16 protein-coding genes are annotated in these 14869 nt (G+C 61.2%); 6 read left to right on the forward strand and 10 right to left on the reverse strand.

All coding sequences use genetic code 11. From position 1 onward, the window contains the following. The first annotated feature begins 3 nt into the window (after positions 1 to 3). Positions 4 to 1077, forward strand: a complete 1074-nt coding sequence (locus HJC04_RS09120; protein WP_221145829.1) for a bifunctional transcriptional activator/DNA repair enzyme AdaA — start codon at positions 4 to 6, stop codon at positions 1075 to 1077. Next, positions 1074 to 1844 (forward strand): isocitrate lyase/phosphoenolpyruvate mutase family protein, encoded by a 771-nt coding sequence (locus HJC04_RS09125; RefSeq protein ID WP_221145831.1) that lies wholly within the window; start codon positions 1074 to 1076, stop codon positions 1842 to 1844. The genes HJC04_RS09120 and HJC04_RS09125 overlap by 4 nt, the downstream gene beginning before the upstream one ends. Before the next feature lie 66 nt (positions 1845 to 1910). On the opposite strand, the gene HJC04_RS09130 is transcribed toward HJC04_RS09125, so the two are convergent. Both HJC04_RS09130 and argB read right to left on the reverse strand, forming a co-directional pair. Further along, positions 1911 to 3059, reverse strand: coding sequence for an alpha-hydroxy acid oxidase (locus HJC04_RS09130; protein ID WP_221145833.1), 1149 nt, complete (start codon positions 3057 to 3059; stop codon positions 1911 to 1913). Positions 3060 to 3616: 557 nt separating this feature from the next. Next, positions 3617 to 4504: an acetylglutamate kinase gene (gene argB / locus HJC04_RS09135; protein WP_210629409.1), complete on the reverse strand. Its 888-nt coding sequence runs from the start codon at positions 4502 to 4504 to the stop codon at positions 3617 to 3619. Between the two features lie 145 nt (positions 4505 to 4649). On the opposite strand from argB, the gene HJC04_RS09140 reads away from it, so the two are divergent. The 3 genes from HJC04_RS09140 (at position 4650) to HJC04_RS09150 (ending at position 6589) form a co-directional block, all read left to right on the forward strand. Continuing rightward, positions 4650 to 5189: a sigma-70 family RNA polymerase sigma factor gene (locus HJC04_RS09140; protein ID WP_210629408.1), complete on the forward strand. Its 540-nt coding sequence runs from the start codon at positions 4650 to 4652 to the stop codon at positions 5187 to 5189. Further along, positions 5186 to 5905 carry an anti-sigma factor domain-containing protein gene (locus tag HJC04_RS09145; protein WP_210629407.1) on the forward strand — a complete coding sequence of 240 codons (720 nt, stop codon included), beginning with the start codon at positions 5186 to 5188 and terminating at the stop codon, positions 5903 to 5905. The genes HJC04_RS09140 and HJC04_RS09145 overlap by 4 nt, the downstream gene beginning before the upstream one ends. 126 nt (positions 5906 to 6031) lie before the next feature. Continuing rightward, the gene (locus tag HJC04_RS09150) at positions 6032 to 6589 is read left to right on the forward strand and encodes a fasciclin domain-containing protein (protein WP_221145835.1); all 558 of its coding nucleotides are present in this window, start codon (positions 6032 to 6034) and stop codon (positions 6587 to 6589) included. Between the two features lie 113 nt (positions 6590 to 6702). On the opposite strand, the gene HJC04_RS09155 is transcribed toward HJC04_RS09150, so the two are convergent. The 8 genes from HJC04_RS09155 to rpmH form a co-directional block, all read right to left on the reverse strand. Then, the gene (locus HJC04_RS09155) at positions 6703 to 7779 is read right to left on the reverse strand and encodes a sensor histidine kinase (RefSeq protein WP_221145837.1); all 1077 of its coding nucleotides are present in this window, start codon (positions 7777 to 7779) and stop codon (positions 6703 to 6705) included. Between the two features lie 232 nt (positions 7780 to 8011). Further along, positions 8012 to 8287 (reverse strand): hypothetical protein, encoded by a 276-nt coding sequence (locus tag HJC04_RS09160; RefSeq protein ID WP_210629405.1) that lies wholly within the window; start codon positions 8285 to 8287, stop codon positions 8012 to 8014. 164 nt (positions 8288 to 8451) lie between these two features. Then, positions 8452 to 8676 carry a hypothetical protein gene (locus HJC04_RS09165; RefSeq protein ID WP_221145839.1) on the reverse strand — a complete coding sequence of 75 codons (225 nt, stop codon included), beginning with the start codon at positions 8674 to 8676 and terminating at the stop codon, positions 8452 to 8454. A gap of 130 nt (positions 8677 to 8806) precedes the next feature. Then, positions 8807 to 9016, reverse strand: coding sequence for a cold-shock protein (locus HJC04_RS09170; protein WP_016737600.1), 210 nt, complete (start codon positions 9014 to 9016; stop codon positions 8807 to 8809). A gap of 243 nt (positions 9017 to 9259) precedes the next feature. Further along, positions 9260 to 9913, reverse strand: coding sequence for a ribosome biogenesis GTP-binding protein YihA/YsxC (gene yihA / locus HJC04_RS09175; RefSeq protein ID WP_221124288.1), 654 nt, complete (start codon positions 9911 to 9913; stop codon positions 9260 to 9262). Positions 9914 to 10052: 139 nt separating this feature from the next. After that, on the reverse strand, positions 10053 to 11849 hold the full coding sequence (yidC, locus tag HJC04_RS09180) for a membrane protein insertase YidC (protein ID WP_210629401.1): 1797 nt from the start codon (positions 11847 to 11849) through the stop codon (positions 10053 to 10055). After that, complete coding sequence (rnpA, locus tag HJC04_RS09185) at positions 11849 to 12250, reverse strand: ribonuclease P protein component (RefSeq protein WP_210629400.1); 402 nt, start codon at positions 12248 to 12250, stop codon at positions 11849 to 11851. The genes yidC and rnpA overlap by 1 nt, the downstream gene beginning before the upstream one ends. A gap of 21 nt (positions 12251 to 12271) precedes the next feature. After that, a complete protein-coding gene (gene rpmH, locus HJC04_RS09190; RefSeq protein WP_008524438.1) occupies positions 12272 to 12406 on the reverse strand; it encodes a 50S ribosomal protein L34 in 135 nt (44 codons plus the stop codon). Positions 12407 to 12824: 418 nt separating this feature from the next. Here rpmH and HJC04_RS09195 point away from each other — a divergent pair, with 418 nt between their 5' ends. Continuing rightward, complete coding sequence (locus HJC04_RS09195) at positions 12825 to 14822, forward strand: methyl-accepting chemotaxis protein (RefSeq protein ID WP_221124287.1); 1998 nt, start codon at positions 12825 to 12827, stop codon at positions 14820 to 14822. The last annotated feature ends 47 nt before the right edge of the window (positions 14823 to 14869 follow it).

Genomic DNA, 14869 nt, shown 5'->3' on the forward strand with positions numbered 1-14869 from the left:
CACATGCTTTTCCAACGCCCCGACGACGATACGCTCTATGATGCCCTGATTGCGCGCAGCGCCGATTATGAGGGCCAAGCCTATGTCTGCGTGAAGACGACGGGCATCTTCTGCCGCCTAACCTGCCCGGCGCGCAAGCCGAAGCGGGAAAACACGTTCTTCCTCGAGACGATTGCCGCCTGCATGCATTCCGGCTTCCGCCCCTGCCGGCGCTGCAGGCCGCTGGAACAGCCCGGCAGGGAACCGGTCGTCGATCTGCTGCTTGCCGCGCTCGACGACGAGCCGGAGGTTCGCTGGTGTGAGGATGAGCTCGTGCGCCGGGGCCTTGATCCCTCGACCGTGCGGCGCGCCTTCAAGCGGGCGCTCGGCATGACCTTCCATGACATCGTCCGCTATATCAGGCTCGGAGAAGCGGCCCGGCAGCTGGCGGATGGGGCGCGTGTCATCGATGCCCAGATCGACGCCGGGTACGAATCGTCGAGCGGTTTCCGGTCGGCGTTCCAGCGGCTCGTCGGCAAGGCGCCGGAGCTCTCGCAGAATCGCGAGCTGCTCTTTGCCGATTGGTTCGATACGCCGCTCGGACCGATGATCGCGGTCGCCGACAAGACACACTTGCATCTTCTCGAATTTCACGATCGCAAGGCGCTGCCGAGCGAACTGGCAGTGCTGCAGAAGCGCGTCCGCTCCTCCGTCGCGATCGGCCGCACCCTGGTGATCGATCAGATCGAGGCGGAGATCCGCGATTATTTCGAAGGTCGGCTGACCGTCTTCAGGACGCCTCTGGCGCTTGGCGGCACGCCCTTCGAAAAGCATGTCTGGGCAAGCCTGATGGAGATCCCCCTCGGGCAGACGCGCGCCTATGGCGATCTCGCCAGGGAGATGGAGAGGCCGGAGGTCGTGCGTGCAGTCGGCCGCGCCAATGGCGCCAACCAGCTTGCCATCATCGTGCCCTGTCACCGTATCCTCGGCGCCGATGGTTCTTTGACCGGTTACGGCGGCGGGCTCTGGCGCAAGCAATGGCTGCTGCGGCACGAAGAGAAGATCAGTACGCAAGCAAGGATGGAGGAGACAGCATGAACCAGACTGAAAAGGCCAAGGCATTCGCCGCGCTTCACCGGAAGGGCGATCCGATCGTGCTCTACAATATCTGGGACGCCGGCACGGCAAAGGCCATTGCCGATGCCGGCGCCAAGGCGCTTGCGACGGGAAGCTGGTCGGTCGCCGCCGCCCACGGCTTTGCCGACGGCGAGAAACTGCCGATGTCGGTGCTTGTGGAGACGGCCAAATCCATCACCGATGCCGTCGACCTGCCGCTTTCGGTCGATTTCGAAGGCGCTTATTCCGCAGATCCTGACAGGGCGGCCGCCAATGTCGCCGAGCTGATGGAGGTCGGCGCCATCGGCATCAATTTCGAGGACCGTGTGGTCTCGGGCGACGGACTTTATCCTGTCGAGAGCCAGGCGGCCCGCATCCGCGCCATTCGCGCCATGGCCGACGGCAGAGACATCGCCTTCTTCATCAACGCCCGCACCGACCTTTTTCTGGCCGAGAGCGATCTCTCCAAACATGCCGGCCTGGTGGACGAGGCGATCGAGCGGGGCAGGGCCTATGCGGCAGCGGGCGGCAACGGCTTCTTCGTGCCCGGCCTGATCGAGCCCGCCTTGATCGAAAAGATCTGCGCGGCATCGTCGCTGCCGGTCAACATCATGATGCGGGCAGGCGCCCCCGAAGTGAAAACCCTGGCAAAGCTCGGCGTCGGCCGCATCAGCTATGGGCCGGGACCCTACCGGTCGATGATGGAAAAGCTGAAGCAGGCGGCGGCGGCGATTTATAGCCAGCTCTGAAGCCAATACGCTCGAGGGCCGCATCCGCACGAAAGGTTGCGGCCCGCAGCGACATCGCGTTTGCGCTCAAGAGCGGAAGCGCAGATTGCGCCGCGTCAGCTGGTCGACCGAGGTGCAGCCCATCAGCTTCATGTCGCGCTCGATCTCGGTGCGCATCGTCTCCAGCGCGCGTTCGACGCCGGGCTGTCCGGCAGCGGCGAGGGGGAAGAGATAGTAGCGGCCGAGGCCGACGGCCTTCGCGCCGAGCGACAGGGCCTTCAGAACATGCGTTCCCCGCTGCACGCCGCCATCCATCATCACGTCGATGCGGTCGCCGACGGCATCGACGATCTCGGCGAGCTGGTCGAAGGCGCTGCGCGAGCCGTCGAGCTGGCGTCCGCCATGATTGGAAAGCACGATGCCGGTGCAGCCGATCTCGACCGCGCGCTTGGCGTCCTCAACCGACATGATGCCCTTCAGGCAGAATTGCCCGCCCCAGGCCTGCACCATGTCAGCCACGTCGTTCCATGACATGGAGGGGTCGAGCATTTCGGTGAAGTAGCGGCTGATCGACAGCGCGCCGCCGTCCATCTTGACGTGGTTTTCGAGCTGCGGCAGCCGGAACGCCTCATGCGTCATCCAGTCGATCGCCCAGGACGGCTTGATGGCAAACTGCATCATGCCGGCGAGATTGAGCTTGAAGGGAATGGCAAAACCGGTGCGCTTGTCGCGCTCGCGGTTCCCGCCGGTGATGCTGTCGACCGTCAGCATCATCGCCTGCACACCGGCATTTTTCGCCCGCGCCATCATTTCGTGGTTCAGCCCGCGGTCCTTGTGGAAATAGAACTGATAGACCTGTGGCCCGTCGCTGATCTGCCTGGCCTCCTCCAGGCTGATCGTGCCGAGTGAGGAGACGCCGAACATCGTGCCGTGTTTTGCCGCTGCCGCCGCGACCGCCCGTTCCCCCTGGTGGTGAAACAGCCGCTGCAACGCCGTCGGCGAGCAATAGACCGGCATGGCGAGCTTCTGCCCCATGACCGTCACCGACATGTCGACCTCGGCCACGCCTCTGAGAACGTCGGGCACCAGATCACAATTTTCGAAAGCCGCGCTATTGCGCCGATAGGTCACCTCGTCATCGGCGGCACCATCGATATAGTCGAAGATCGGCCCGGGAAGACGCTGTTTGGCCATGCGCCGGAAATCGTGGAAATTATAGCAGTCTGTAAGGCGCATCTCTTGCTCGACCCGTTTATATTTCGGGCCGCAACCTAAAGCACGATTCGAAATCTTGCCAAGGCTTCATTATACGATTTGCGACCTCTCGAACGGGATATCGTCATTTAGGGGCGATGGATCCGCGCGAAGATCGACAACCACGGCATCTTCCAACACCTCTATTCCGGCGCCGCATACATCTCATAGCCGCGGCATCGGGCAATCTCTTCATGGACGCGGCACCCACCAACCTCCCTCTGCTGAGGTGCGCAGGCCGAAGGCCGGAGCCTCGAAGGACACGCGCCAACGCCGCTCCTTGCATTCATCAATCGTCCGAGCACCCGCCTCGCCCTTCGAGGCCCCTTCGGGGGCCGGGGTGAGGCTCTCTTGGGCTTTGGCGCTTCATCTCCGACGCAGCCGATGCAGAAGCTACGCTACCTTGCTCCGGCAAATCCTATGCCGTCGGGTCACCGGATAAACGAGCGCGGGGAGGAGGGACGAGCTGGGCAGCCGCTGCGCCCGTGCGCGGCGTGTAAAAGATGCGCCCTTCGTTCCGCTGAGGGGCGCAGCCTTGATCAGGGAACGATCAGCGTTCCGATGCCGTGCTCGGTGAAAATCTCGAGCAGGACGGAATGGGCGGTCTTGCCGTTCAGGATGACGACGCCCTGGACGCCGGCCCTGATCGCATCGATGCAGGTCTCGACCTTCGGGATCATGCCGCCTGAGATCGTGCCGTCGGCGATCAGCGCATGCGCTTCGGCGACGGAAAGCTCCTTGATCAGCTGACCTTTCTTGTCGAGCACGCCGGGCACGTCGGTCAGGAACAGCAGACGGGTGGCGTTGAGCGCGCCGGCTATGGCGCCGGCGAAAGTGTCGGCGTTGATATTGTAGGTGGCTCCGTCGCGCCCCGGCGCCACGGGCGCGATGACCGGGATCATCTCGGAGCGGGCGAGCAGATCGAGCAGCGTGCGGTCAACCTCGACCACTTCGCCGACGAAGCCGAGATCAAGCACCCGCTCGATGTTGGAATCCGGATCTTTAATGGTCTTGCGCGCCTTTTCGGCGAAGACCATGTTGCCGTCCTTGCCGCAAAGGCCGATCGCCCATTCGCCGGTCTGGTTGATCAGCGCGACGATCTCCTTGTTGATCGAGCCAGCGAGCACCATCTCGACGATCTCGACCGTCTTCTGGTCGGTAACGCGAAGCCCGCCTTCGAATTTCGATTCGATGCCCATCTTGGTCAGCATGGCGCCGATCTGCGGGCCGCCGCCGTGAACGACGATCGGGTTGACGCCCGACTGCTTCAAAAGCGCGATATCGCTGGCAAAGGCCTTGCCGAGCTCGGGATTGCCCATCGCATGGCCGCCGTACTTCACCACGATCGTCTTGTTTTCATAACGCTGCATGAAAGGCAGCGCCTGGGCGAGAAGACGTGCCTGGATTTCGCTTTCGGACTCGTTCATGGGGACCCCGCAGGAGTTGATCGCGGGCCTTTTATCGCAAGTTTCTGACAGAGGGAATAATCCAGAGGGCAATAGTTTTTCGTATCTGGCGCGGAGCCGGTGGCCCTGACCGTCCGGCATACGTGAGCATGATATGAGGAACTGCATGCAAGGCGATGAGATTGCAGACCTGATCGGCCGCGTCGCGCTTGGCGACCGCACGGCCTTTACGGCTCTCTACAACCAGACCGGACCGAAACTTTTTGCGATCTGCCTGCGCATCTTGAAGGATCGCATGGAAGCCGAGGAGGCCCTGCAGGAAGTCTATATCAGCATCTGGCAGAGGGCCCGAGGCTTCCAGGCAGCCGCGGGTTCGTCCTCGGCATGGCTCTCGGCGATTGCCCGCAACCGGTCGATCGATGCGCTGCGGGCGCGCAAGCCCGTCGCCGACGAAATCGACAGCGCCTACGATCTTGCCGATGCCGCACCCGACCCGGAAAGGCAGACGGTGACGAAGGATGAAGGAAGGCGGATTGACACCTGCATGGAAGAGTTGGAAGCTGATCGTGCGGTCGCGGTGAAACGGGCTTATGTCGAAGGGCTGAGCTATCAGGAACTGGCGGATCAGTTCGGCGTTCCGCTGAACACGATGCGGACCTGGCTCAGGCGCAGCCTCTTGAAACTGAGAGAGTGCATGGAACGATGACATCGCCCGACAAAAGCAAGGGAGACCGCTCCCGCGACGAGGTTCTCGCCGGCGAATATGTGCTTGGCGTCCTATCGCTGCAGGATCGCCGGGTGGTGGAAGAACGCATGCGCCACGATCGGCCCTTTGCCGCCATCGTCAGCCGCTGGGAAACCAACCTTTCCGCCTTCAACGACGAATATGACGGCGTCGCGCCGAGCCGGGAAACCTTCAAGCAGATCGAGTCTCGGTTGTTCGGCGATGCCGGAAAGCCCGGATCCTTTTCGCAGGGACTGTGGAATTCGGCGGTCTTCTGGCGCTCACTGGCCTTCGCCTGCATCGTCGTTGCCGTCAGCGCCGTCATCTTCGCCTCCGGCCTCGTACCCCAGCCGCAGGGGCCGGCACCGCTGGTCGCCGAACTTTCGGGCCAAAACAACGCCATCAATCTCCGCGCCTCCTACGAGATCCAGAGCGGTCGGCTGAAGATCGTGCCGGTCGCAGCCGGCAAGCCGGAGGAGAAGTCGCTGGAACTCTGGCTGGTGCCGGGCAGTGGCGTGCCGAAATCGCTCGGCGTCTTCCAGCCGGGCGAAAGCGGCGAGCTCGTCATTCCCGCCGAACTGCGCAAGAATCTTGCCGACGGCGCAAACCTTGCCGTCAGCCTCGAACCTTTCGGCGGTTCGCCGACGGGGCAGGCGACCGGTCCGGTCATCGCGAGCGGCACGGTGCACCGGCCATAACGCTGGCTAGAACGAAAATCATCTCTCCTGCCTGAAACTCTTCGGCGCTGCCTTTCGTAGTTCGAAATGTCGGGACGACGCTCAGGCATAAAGCCGGCGGACAGTGCCCGGCCAGAGGAGAAAATCATGACCAAGAATTTGTTGCGCGGCCTCACCTTCGCGGCTGCCATTTCAGCCGTGGCCTTCGCCGCTTATGCGAAGAACCCCAAGGTCGGCGGCGCTGCGATGTTCGAAACCAAAAACATCGTCGAAAATGCCGTAAACTCCAAGGATCACACGACGCTGGTCGCCGCCGTCAAGGCTGCCGGTCTCGTCGGCACGCTCGAGAGCAAAGGGCCCTTCACCGTTTTTGCGCCGACCAACGAGGCTTTCGCCGCCTTGCCCAAGGGCACCGTCGATACTTTGCTGAAGCCGGAGAACAAGGCGACGCTCACAAAGGTTCTGACCTGCCACGTGGTGGCGGCCGACGCGATGGCGAGGACCGTCGCCAAGATGATCAAGGATGACGGCGGCGAACACGACATCACGACGGTCGGCGGCTGCGTGATCAAAGCCAGGGAGGATATGGGCAAGATCACGTTGACCGACGAAAACGGCACTGTCGCCCATGTGACCATCGCCGATGTCAAGCAGTCGAACGGCGTCATCCACGTCGTCGACAAGGTTCTGCTGCCGAAGATGTAAGTGTGTGTATCGGCGGAGGGCGCGCTCTTCGGGCGCGCTCCAAACCACCTGCGATTGGTGCCCAGCGTCTAGCGGTTCCGCTAGCTAATGGAGCGGCGGCGCCGCTGATATAGCTATTGGGCCGCTTCGACTCTTGGGAACGCGAGCGAGACACTCATTCCCCTGCCGGGGGAAGAGCTGACTTCGACCTGGGCGCGGGCGTTCTGTTTCAGGGACTGGATGATCATGGCGCTCAGTTTTCCGGCGTTCGGCCAAGGCACATTCTCAGGAAGGCCGACCCCGTTATCGGCGACAGTGATCCTGCATCCGGTGTCGCTGACGACACAACGCAGCGTGATCTCTCCGCCATCCCGCCCTACGAAGGCATGCTTGAATGTGTTGGTCAGGAGCTCGTTAACGACGAGTCCGGCAGGCATTGCCACGTTCACGGAAACCGGCCAGGTGTCCACCTTCATGTCGATTCGGATCCCTTCCACAGCGTGGGCGGCCATGACCGACGCGGCGATCTGGCTCACATAGCTGCCGAGATCGATCATCGCGCCTTTGTCTTCGTCCGACAGTGCGCGGTAAAGCAGAGCCAAGGCTTCGATCCGACCCGCAAGACGTGCAAACCGCTCGCTTTCCTCGTTCTTTTGAGCATTACGCGCTTCCATTCGGATCAGCGCCGTTATCATCTGCAGATTGTTCTTCACACGATGCTGAAGTTCTCGCAGAAGGACATCCTTCTCGGCCAGCAGCTCGCTGAAGCTCTGGCCACCGGTCACCTCATTGCGGGCAGCGAAGGCGACCAGACGGAAAAGCGGGACGTCATCATCATTGACGATCGTGTTTGACCACACGTCGATAGTCACATCGCTTTCCGGTTCTGCCACGAGCGAGAAGGCGCCAATATATTCCTCCGCCGTGGTCACAGCGGCTGCAAGCGTTGTCTCCCCGGAGACTGCACTGCAATTCACCTCGATGTCCGCCCAGCGTTTCCCCTCCACCTGTCTGGCGGTCAGCGCTGTCAGCCGTTCGAATTCGAGGTTTACGTAAATTAGCTTTTCACAGGTGCCGAGCTCGGAGACCGCCACTGCAAATGGGACATGATCGAGAAAGTGTCGAAACCGATCGTCATCGAGGGCTTCGGCAAGATGGGGCAGGTTGCCGACGCCTTCTGGCGAAAGGGCTTCGTCTTTGCTGTCAGTCATGGATGGTTTCTCGCGGACGCCGCTGCGCTTCAACAGCATGAGATCAAGCGTTGCTTCAAAAACTGCGATGGCGCAAGCACAATCGATGTCGCACGTCTAAACAGCCGGTGTTCAAATGCTGCAACTGTCAGGGATCTCGATGCTCTGCAGCTGCCGTGAACGCGGCGGTCGACGTTACTGGTCGGCAGGCCTCTGTTGGCCGCAAGATCATGCGTCAGCGTCGGTCGCGAGCTTACGCCCGGTCAAAAGTGAACGAGGTCAGTAGCGTGGTGACAAAATTGCTGGCCCTTTCTTTGACCAGAACTTCCGTCCACTCGTCCGTCCCGCGCAGCCGCAAATCCGTATAAATACTGTCCACGGCTGCCTCCTCTATGCGCTTGATATGCGACTTGAACGACGCCTCGCCGCCGCCATGATACATGTCTCGGATCACCATGCGCAAAATCTCCTGGATGGCGATCTGCCATGCTGTATTGATCGACTGGAGTTCCTTCGTATCCTCTGCCATTGCGGTGTCCTTTGATATGAGTGAACTGTCAGCACGGTCTGCCCGTCCTGTTGCCGCTTTTTGAACCCGCTGAGGCGATGCGGTGCGGTTCGTGCGCGAGAACCGGCGCAGCTCGGCATGTCTGCGGGCAGCCACATAGGGCTCGCAGCGACCTTCTCCGGTGATCAGAAGGCTTTGGCGCGTTTCGCAAGGAGAGCAGACAAGGCCGAGGCGCGAGCGTCGCGTTGCTTCGCCAGCCGTGCTTCCCGCAATCGCATCGTCTTTGCCTGTTGCGACTGGGCGTGGGATTCCAGCTCTTCCATCGCCTTGTTCTTCGCGAAAAACTGGGACTGGATGTTGCCGAAGGCGATCTCTGCCCGTTGACGCGATTTGCTGTATGTTTCTGTCATTTCTTCTCCGATATTGAAGGGCTCGACTGCGAGCGAAAACAAAAAGGCCAGGCAGATTGCCCGGCCTTAAATGAATCGGTGCTTCCGGCAGTGCCAGTACATCCGTGGTCAAAGGGAAGCAGATACCGATTTAAGCCTTCTGGAGATTGCAAGCGGACATTTTGCCCGACTTGTGGTCTCGCTCGAGATCGAAGCCGATCTTCTGGCCTTCGACGAGTTCGCGCATTCCGGCACGCTCGACGGCGGAGATATGAACGAAGGCGTCAGCACCGCCATTGTCGGGCTGAATGAAGCCGAAGCCCTTGGTGGAGTTGAACCATTTAACTGTGCCAGTGGTCATGATGAACCCTTTCATAGCAATATTGAGAAACCGCAAGGCGTCAACGCGATGCGGATGGTGGTAACGATTTTTGAAAGGAAGTTCGTTCAGGCCGCGGTGCTAATCGCGCGATAACCAAGCCAGCAAGCAAAATTCGATAAGCACTATATAGGTCGCCTATTCCGGCGCGTCAACCTTTAGTTTTTCTGTTTGATGGTAAAATAAACTTTTAGCTGTTTCAGCGAGTGCATGGAGGTCGGATCGTTATTTCCAGTTTGCTATCCCGACAGTTTCCGCGATCGCCTGGCGTAAATCATCGAGTCCGTCGCCCTTTTCGGACGAGGTGGACAGCACATAGGGATAGGCGGCCGGGCGCTTGCGGATCTTCTCCGCCGTTTCAGCAAGAAGCTTCGGCACGGCCGGCGCCTTGATCTTGTCGGTCTTGGTCAGCACCACCTGGTAGGAGACGGCCGCTTTGTCGAGCAGATCAAGCACCTCCTCGTCGTTCTTCTTGATGCCGTGGCGGCTGTCGATCAGCACGTAGACGCGCTTCAGCGTCGCACGGCCGCGCAGATAATCGAAGACGAGCTTCGTCCATTTGTCGACCTGCTCTTTCGGCGCCTGCGCATAGCCGTAGCCCGGCATGTCGACGATCGCCATCGGCGGCAGGTCGCCCGCTTCGCCGGAATAGCCGTCCGGAACGAAATAATTGAGCTCCTGCGTGCGTCCCGGCGTGTTCGACGTGCGCGCCAGGCCCTTCTGGCCGACCAGCGCATTGATCAGCGACGACTTGCCGACATTCGAGCGTCCGGCAAAGGCGACTTCCAACGGCCCTTCCGGCGGCAGGAAGTTGAGCGACGGGACGCCGCGGATAAAGATCCATGGGTGGCCGAAGAGCGGCTTTTCGGTTTCGGGCATGCGGGCTCGGCAATCTCGGGGTTCGGTCTTCTGTCGGCTTCGTGGTTTTACGGGCGGATGTCAAGCTTTCAGGCGGGCAGCGTCTTGCGTACGAGGCGGCCGGAAATGAAAAGCCCCGCCGGAGCGGGGCTTGTGGGCATCATTTCGACGGCGCCGTCTTTCGTCGGAACAGACCCTTCAGATTGTCGAAGAGTTCGATCTTCACGCCGTGGCGCTTCATGATCACCGACTGCTGGATCACCGAGAGCGTGTTGTTCCAGGCCCAGTAGATGACGAGACCGGCCGGGAAGCTTGCCAACATGAACATGAACACCAGCGGCATCCAGTTGAAGATCATTGCCTGCGTCGGATCGGGTGGCGTCGGGTTCATGCGCATCTGCAGGAACATGGTGACGCCCATGATCAGCGGCCAGACACCGAGATGCAGGAAGGTCGGCGCCTCGAAGGGCAGCAGGCCGAACAGATTGACGATCGTCGTCGGATCGGGCGCCGAAAGGTCCTTGATCCAGCCGAAGAAAGGCGCGTGCCGCATCTCGATGGTGATGTAGATCACCTTGTAGAGCGAGAAGAAGATCGGGATCTGCAGCGCCACCGGCCAGCAGCCGGCGATGGGGTTGATCTTCTCGTCCTTGTAGAGCTGCATCGTCGCCTGCTGCAGCGCCATGCGGTCGTCGCCGAATTTCGCCTTCAGCTCCTCCATCTTCGGCTGCATGCGCTTCATGTTCGCCATCGAAGCGTACTGCTTGCTGGCGAGCGGGAAAAACAGCGCCTTGACGACGATCGTGGTGCACAGGATCGCCACGCCGAAATTGCCGAAGAAGCGATAGAAGAAGTCCATCAGCTTGAACATCGGCTTGGTGATGAAATAGAACCAGCCCCAGTCGATCAGCCGGTCAAACTTGGGGATCGAATAGGAGGCCTCGTAGCCGTCGATAACAGGCACTTCCTTGGCGCCGGCGAAAACGAGGTTCTTGAGCTCGATCGACTGACCTGGCGCAACTGTGAAGGCGTCATCTTTGTAGTCGGCCTGATAACGCGGCTGACCGTCAGAAAAATAAGAGAATTTCGCCTCATATGCAGCGCTCTGCGGCGGAACGATCGTCGCCGCCCAGTATTTGTCGGTAATGCCAAGCCAGCCGCCGGTGGATTTCGCCGGCGACACGGCTTCTTTCTCGACGGCGCTATACTTGCTTTCGATCAGGCCGTCGTCGCCGATGACGCCGATAAAGCCCTCATGCAGGACGTAGACGGACGGCGTCGTCGGCTTGTTGTAGCGCATCACGCGGCCGTAGGAGGAGAGCGAGGCGGGCGCCTGGCCGGTATTTTCGATCTTGTCGACGACGGTGAACATGTAGCGCTCGTCGACGGAAATCGTGCGGGTGAAGGTCAGGCCCTTGTCATTGGTATAGGAGAGCGTCACCGGTGTCTTCTCGGTGAGTTTGGCGCCCTCCGGAGCCGTCCACAGCGTCGACGGACCAGGGACGGTGCCCGTGGCGTCGCTGCCGATATAGCCGAGCTCCGTGAAGTAACCATCCTTGGTTTCGGCCGGGCTGAACAGCGTGATGGTCGGGCTCGAGTCGTCGACGGTCTCGTGATAGCCCTTGAGCTTCAGATCGTCGAGCCGGGCGCCGGCAAGGTTGATCGAGCCGGAAAGCGCAGCAGTATCGATGGCGATGCGCGGCGTCTTTTCGAGCGCCTGCTCGCGCGTCGCCGTCGCGGCCGCCTGGCCGGACGGGGCCGCGCCGGTCGTCTGGGCAGGTGCCTGGCCGCCGCCTGCCGCAGGCTGCTGCGTCTGCTCGGTCTGCTGTTGCGCCTTCTGGGCTTCCTGCGTCTTGCGCTGGGCTTCGATGCGCGGATTCATATAGAGAAACTGCCAGCCGAGGACGATCAGCACCGAGAGAGCGATCGCAATGAAATAATTGCGGTTGTTTTCCATCATACGTTCCTGGGGCGTCCGTCTCCGGAGCGCCGGTGTTTCGGCCTGGTTTCCACGCGAAGCTTCAGCTCCGCGGCCAATTCCTGGAAGGACGCATCAAGTACATCCCTGCGCGCGACAACCACATAGTCGTGTCCGGGCTGCATTGCAAATCCCGCATGAAGCCGCACCGCCTCTTTCAGGCGGCGGCGCATACGGTTCCGTTCGACCGCGTTGCCATGTTTTTTGGTGACTGTAAAACCGACGCGCGCCTGGCTGTCGGGTTCCTTCCGGTCGAGCACTTCGAGCAGGAAGAGGCCGCCGCGGCGTTTTTCGCCTTCGCGCGCGGCAAGAAACTGCGGGCGGCTTTTCAGCCGCCCGACAGTGTGTTTCTTCTCACTGGTCGTCAATTCGCCCGCCATCTCTTCTCGGGCAACCCGGCCTTAAGCCGAGAGACGCTTGCGGCCCTGCGCGCGGCGGGCAGCGATGACCTTGCGGCCACCCTTCGTGGACATGCGCGCACGGAAGCCGTGGCGACGCTTGCGAACAAGCTTGGATGGTTGATAGGTACGCTTCATTTATTTAAACACCGCGGAGTGCGGCCCTTCTTGAATTTGCATGATGCAAGGAGCGTTGTTTTTCGAACGGGCGGGCCATGAAGGCCTTGGGTGACCGGACGTGCGGCGGCTTATACGGATGAAGGCCGCCAAAGTCAATTATATCAGATCATTTCACTGGTAATGCTGATCGGCGCTTGGTTTTCGCACGCAAGTGTTAACAAGTTTGCTTTGCTCTGACAGGTTGTACTTTGTCGCAGCCGCGATAGAAAATCATGATTTTCAGCGACTTGCGTTCGGGGCGGGCGCCGGCATCGCTCATTCTCAGTGACATAATCGTAAATATTAGAAATCCAACTTTAAGGAATTTCGCCGATAGTCGGCTCATCGGCTGGGAATTTGCTTTCCAGGCAGTTTGGGGTAGCTAGGAGGCACTGCATTGAAGATCCGCGGGAAAATTAATTTGCTGGTTTGCGTGATGGGCGCGGTGGCGCTTCTGATCGGCGCAACGGCATTGTCGGCCATGCACGAATACAGCCGCAACCTCACGGCCTACGAGCAGGCCGCCGCCCGCGCCTATGCCGGCGAGCGCCTCAACCGTTTCGTTACCGCGGTCGTCATGGAATCGCGTGGCATCTATGCGGCCAAGACGATCAAGGATACGCCGAATTTCGCCAAGGGCATCACGGCCGCTCTCGACGAGATCGATAAGGTCATCGCCGGCTGGGCGCCGCTCGTTCCCGAAAGCGAGAAGGTCGATTTCGCCAAGCTCGTCTCCCGCGCCGCCGAATTCCGCACCTTCCGCACGGAAACGGCCCGCCTCGGCACGGAAGTCGGGCCCGAGGCCGCCAGCCAGCAGGGCAACAATGAGGCCAATCGCGCCAACCGCAAGGCCTTCCAGGCTGAAATCGACGCGGTCGTCGCGACCGACAAGGCAGCGCTCGAAGCCGTCAACGCCGAGATCGAAAGTTTCCGCTCCTGGGTCCTGATGCTCGTGCTCAGCATTACCGGCATCGGTATCGCGGTCGGCATCGGCATGGGCTTTTATATCGGCACCAGCCATCTGAGCCGCCCGATCAAGCGTGTCACCCACGCGATCAAGGAGGTCGCCAACGGCAATTTCGACGCCGAGGTTCCCTTTGCCGGCCGCAAGGACGAAATCGGCGAGATGGCCGCCGCGGTGGCGGTCTTCAAGGAGAACGGCCTTGCCGTCAAGCGCCTGAACGCCCAAGAGGCGGCGATGCGCGCCAAGAGCGATGACCTGCAGTCGAGCATGTCCGTCGTCGTGGCCGCGGCTGCGGCCGGCGATTTCAGCCATCGCATCGACAAGGATTATCAGGACGAGAACCTCAATCAGTTCGCCGGCAATATCAACACGCTGCTGTCGAGCGTCGATGCCGGCATCGGCGAGACCCGCCGCGTCATCGCAAGCCTTGCCGAAGGCGACCTCACCCAGACGATGAACGGCAATTTCCAGGGCGCCTTCGCCGAGCTGCAGCAGAACGTCAACAACAGCTTCGTAACGCTGCAGGCGACGATGCGCGAAGTGCGCGAGACGACCGAAGCGATGAACGGCAACACCGCCGAGTTGCGCAATGCCAGCGACGACCTCTCGAAGCGCACCGAGCAGCAGGCGGCAGCGCTCGAACAGACCTCTGCGGCACTCGACGAGATTACCGCCGTCGTCCAGAACTCGACCGAGCGGGCGCATGAAGCAACCGTCATGGTGTCCGAAGCCAAGGAAAATGCCGGCCGCTCCGGCGTCGTCGTCCGCAACGCCGTCGAGGCTATGGGCCGCATCGAGCAGGCCTCGCGCGAAATCAGCCAGATCATCAACGTCATTGATGAGATCGCCTTCCAGACCAACCTCCTGGCACTGAACGCCGGCGTCGAAGCCGCCCGCGCCGGCGAGGCCGGCAAGGGCTTCGCGGTGGTCGCGCAGGAAGTGCGCGAACTCGCCCAGCGTTCGGCGACGGCCGCCAAGGACATCAAGGCGCTGATCACCAAGTCCGGCGACGAGGTGCAGGTCGGCGTCAAGCTCGTCCAGGCGACCGGTGAGGCTCTGTCCGAAATCGGCACCCGCGTCATCGCCATCAACGACCATATCCATTCGATCGCCACGGCCGCGGTCGAACAGTCGACCGGCCTCAAGGAGGTCAACACCGCCGTCAACCAGATGGATCAGGTGACCCAGCAGAATGCCGCGATGGTGGAGGAAACCTCTGCCGCCACGCACCGGCTTTCGGCCGAAGCCAATGGGCTGGTACATCTCATCGCCCGCTTCAAGCTGTCGGATGCGGCGGCGCCCGTGGCGCTTGTGCGCAACGAGCCGCACAGGCAGCCGGTTGCCTCGCCCGCCCGCCGGGCGATCGCCAAGGTCGCCCGCGCCTTCGGCGGCAGTTCCGCCCCGGCCGAACAGAGCTGGGAAGAGTTCTGATTTTCCATAATAGAAGACTTTTCCAATGCCTGGCTTTTGCCCCTCAC

The organism is Rhizobium sp. NLR8a (assembly GCF_019685235.1).
Lineage (GTDB): Bacteria > Pseudomonadota > Alphaproteobacteria > Rhizobiales > Rhizobiaceae > Rhizobium.

What these genes read in the sequence shown, in the direction of transcription:
- HJC04_RS09120 (WP_221145829.1), top strand. Translation starts at nt 4, where the DNA reads ATGCTTTTCCAACGCCCCGACGACGATACGCTCTATGATGCCCTGATT.
- HJC04_RS09125 (WP_221145831.1), top strand. Translation starts at nt 1,074, where the DNA reads ATGAACCAGACTGAAAAGGCCAAGGCATTCGCCGCGCTTCACCGGAAG.
- HJC04_RS09130 (WP_221145833.1), bottom strand. Translation starts at nt 3,059, where the DNA reads ATGCGCCTTACAGACTGCTATAATTTCCACGATTTCCGGCGCATGGCC.
- argB (WP_210629409.1), bottom strand. Translation starts at nt 4,504, where the DNA reads ATGAACGAGTCCGAAAGCGAAATCCAGGCACGTCTTCTCGCCCAGGCG.
- HJC04_RS09140 (WP_210629408.1), top strand. Translation starts at nt 4,650, where the DNA reads ATGCAAGGCGATGAGATTGCAGACCTGATCGGCCGCGTCGCGCTTGGC.
- HJC04_RS09145 (WP_210629407.1), top strand. Translation starts at nt 5,186, where the DNA reads ATGACATCGCCCGACAAAAGCAAGGGAGACCGCTCCCGCGACGAGGTT.
- HJC04_RS09150 (WP_221145835.1), top strand. Translation starts at nt 6,032, where the DNA reads ATGACCAAGAATTTGTTGCGCGGCCTCACCTTCGCGGCTGCCATTTCA.
- HJC04_RS09155 (WP_221145837.1), bottom strand. Translation starts at nt 7,779, where the DNA reads ATGACTGACAGCAAAGACGAAGCCCTTTCGCCAGAAGGCGTCGGCAAC.
- HJC04_RS09160 (WP_210629405.1), bottom strand. Translation starts at nt 8,287, where the DNA reads ATGGCAGAGGATACGAAGGAACTCCAGTCGATCAATACAGCATGGCAG.
- HJC04_RS09165 (WP_221145839.1), bottom strand. Translation starts at nt 8,676, where the DNA reads ATGACAGAAACATACAGCAAATCGCGTCAACGGGCAGAGATCGCCTTC.
- HJC04_RS09170 (WP_016737600.1), bottom strand. Translation starts at nt 9,016, where the DNA reads ATGACCACTGGCACAGTTAAATGGTTCAACTCCACCAAGGGCTTCGGC.
- yihA (WP_221124288.1), bottom strand. Translation starts at nt 9,913, where the DNA reads ATGCCCGAAACCGAAAAGCCGCTCTTCGGCCACCCATGGATCTTTATC.
- yidC (WP_210629401.1), bottom strand. Translation starts at nt 11,849, where the DNA reads ATGGAAAACAACCGCAATTATTTCATTGCGATCGCTCTCTCGGTGCTG.
- rnpA (WP_210629400.1), bottom strand. Translation starts at nt 12,250, where the DNA reads ATGGCGGGCGAATTGACGACCAGTGAGAAGAAACACACTGTCGGGCGG.
- rpmH (WP_008524438.1), bottom strand. Translation starts at nt 12,406, where the DNA reads ATGAAGCGTACCTATCAACCATCCAAGCTTGTTCGCAAGCGTCGCCAC.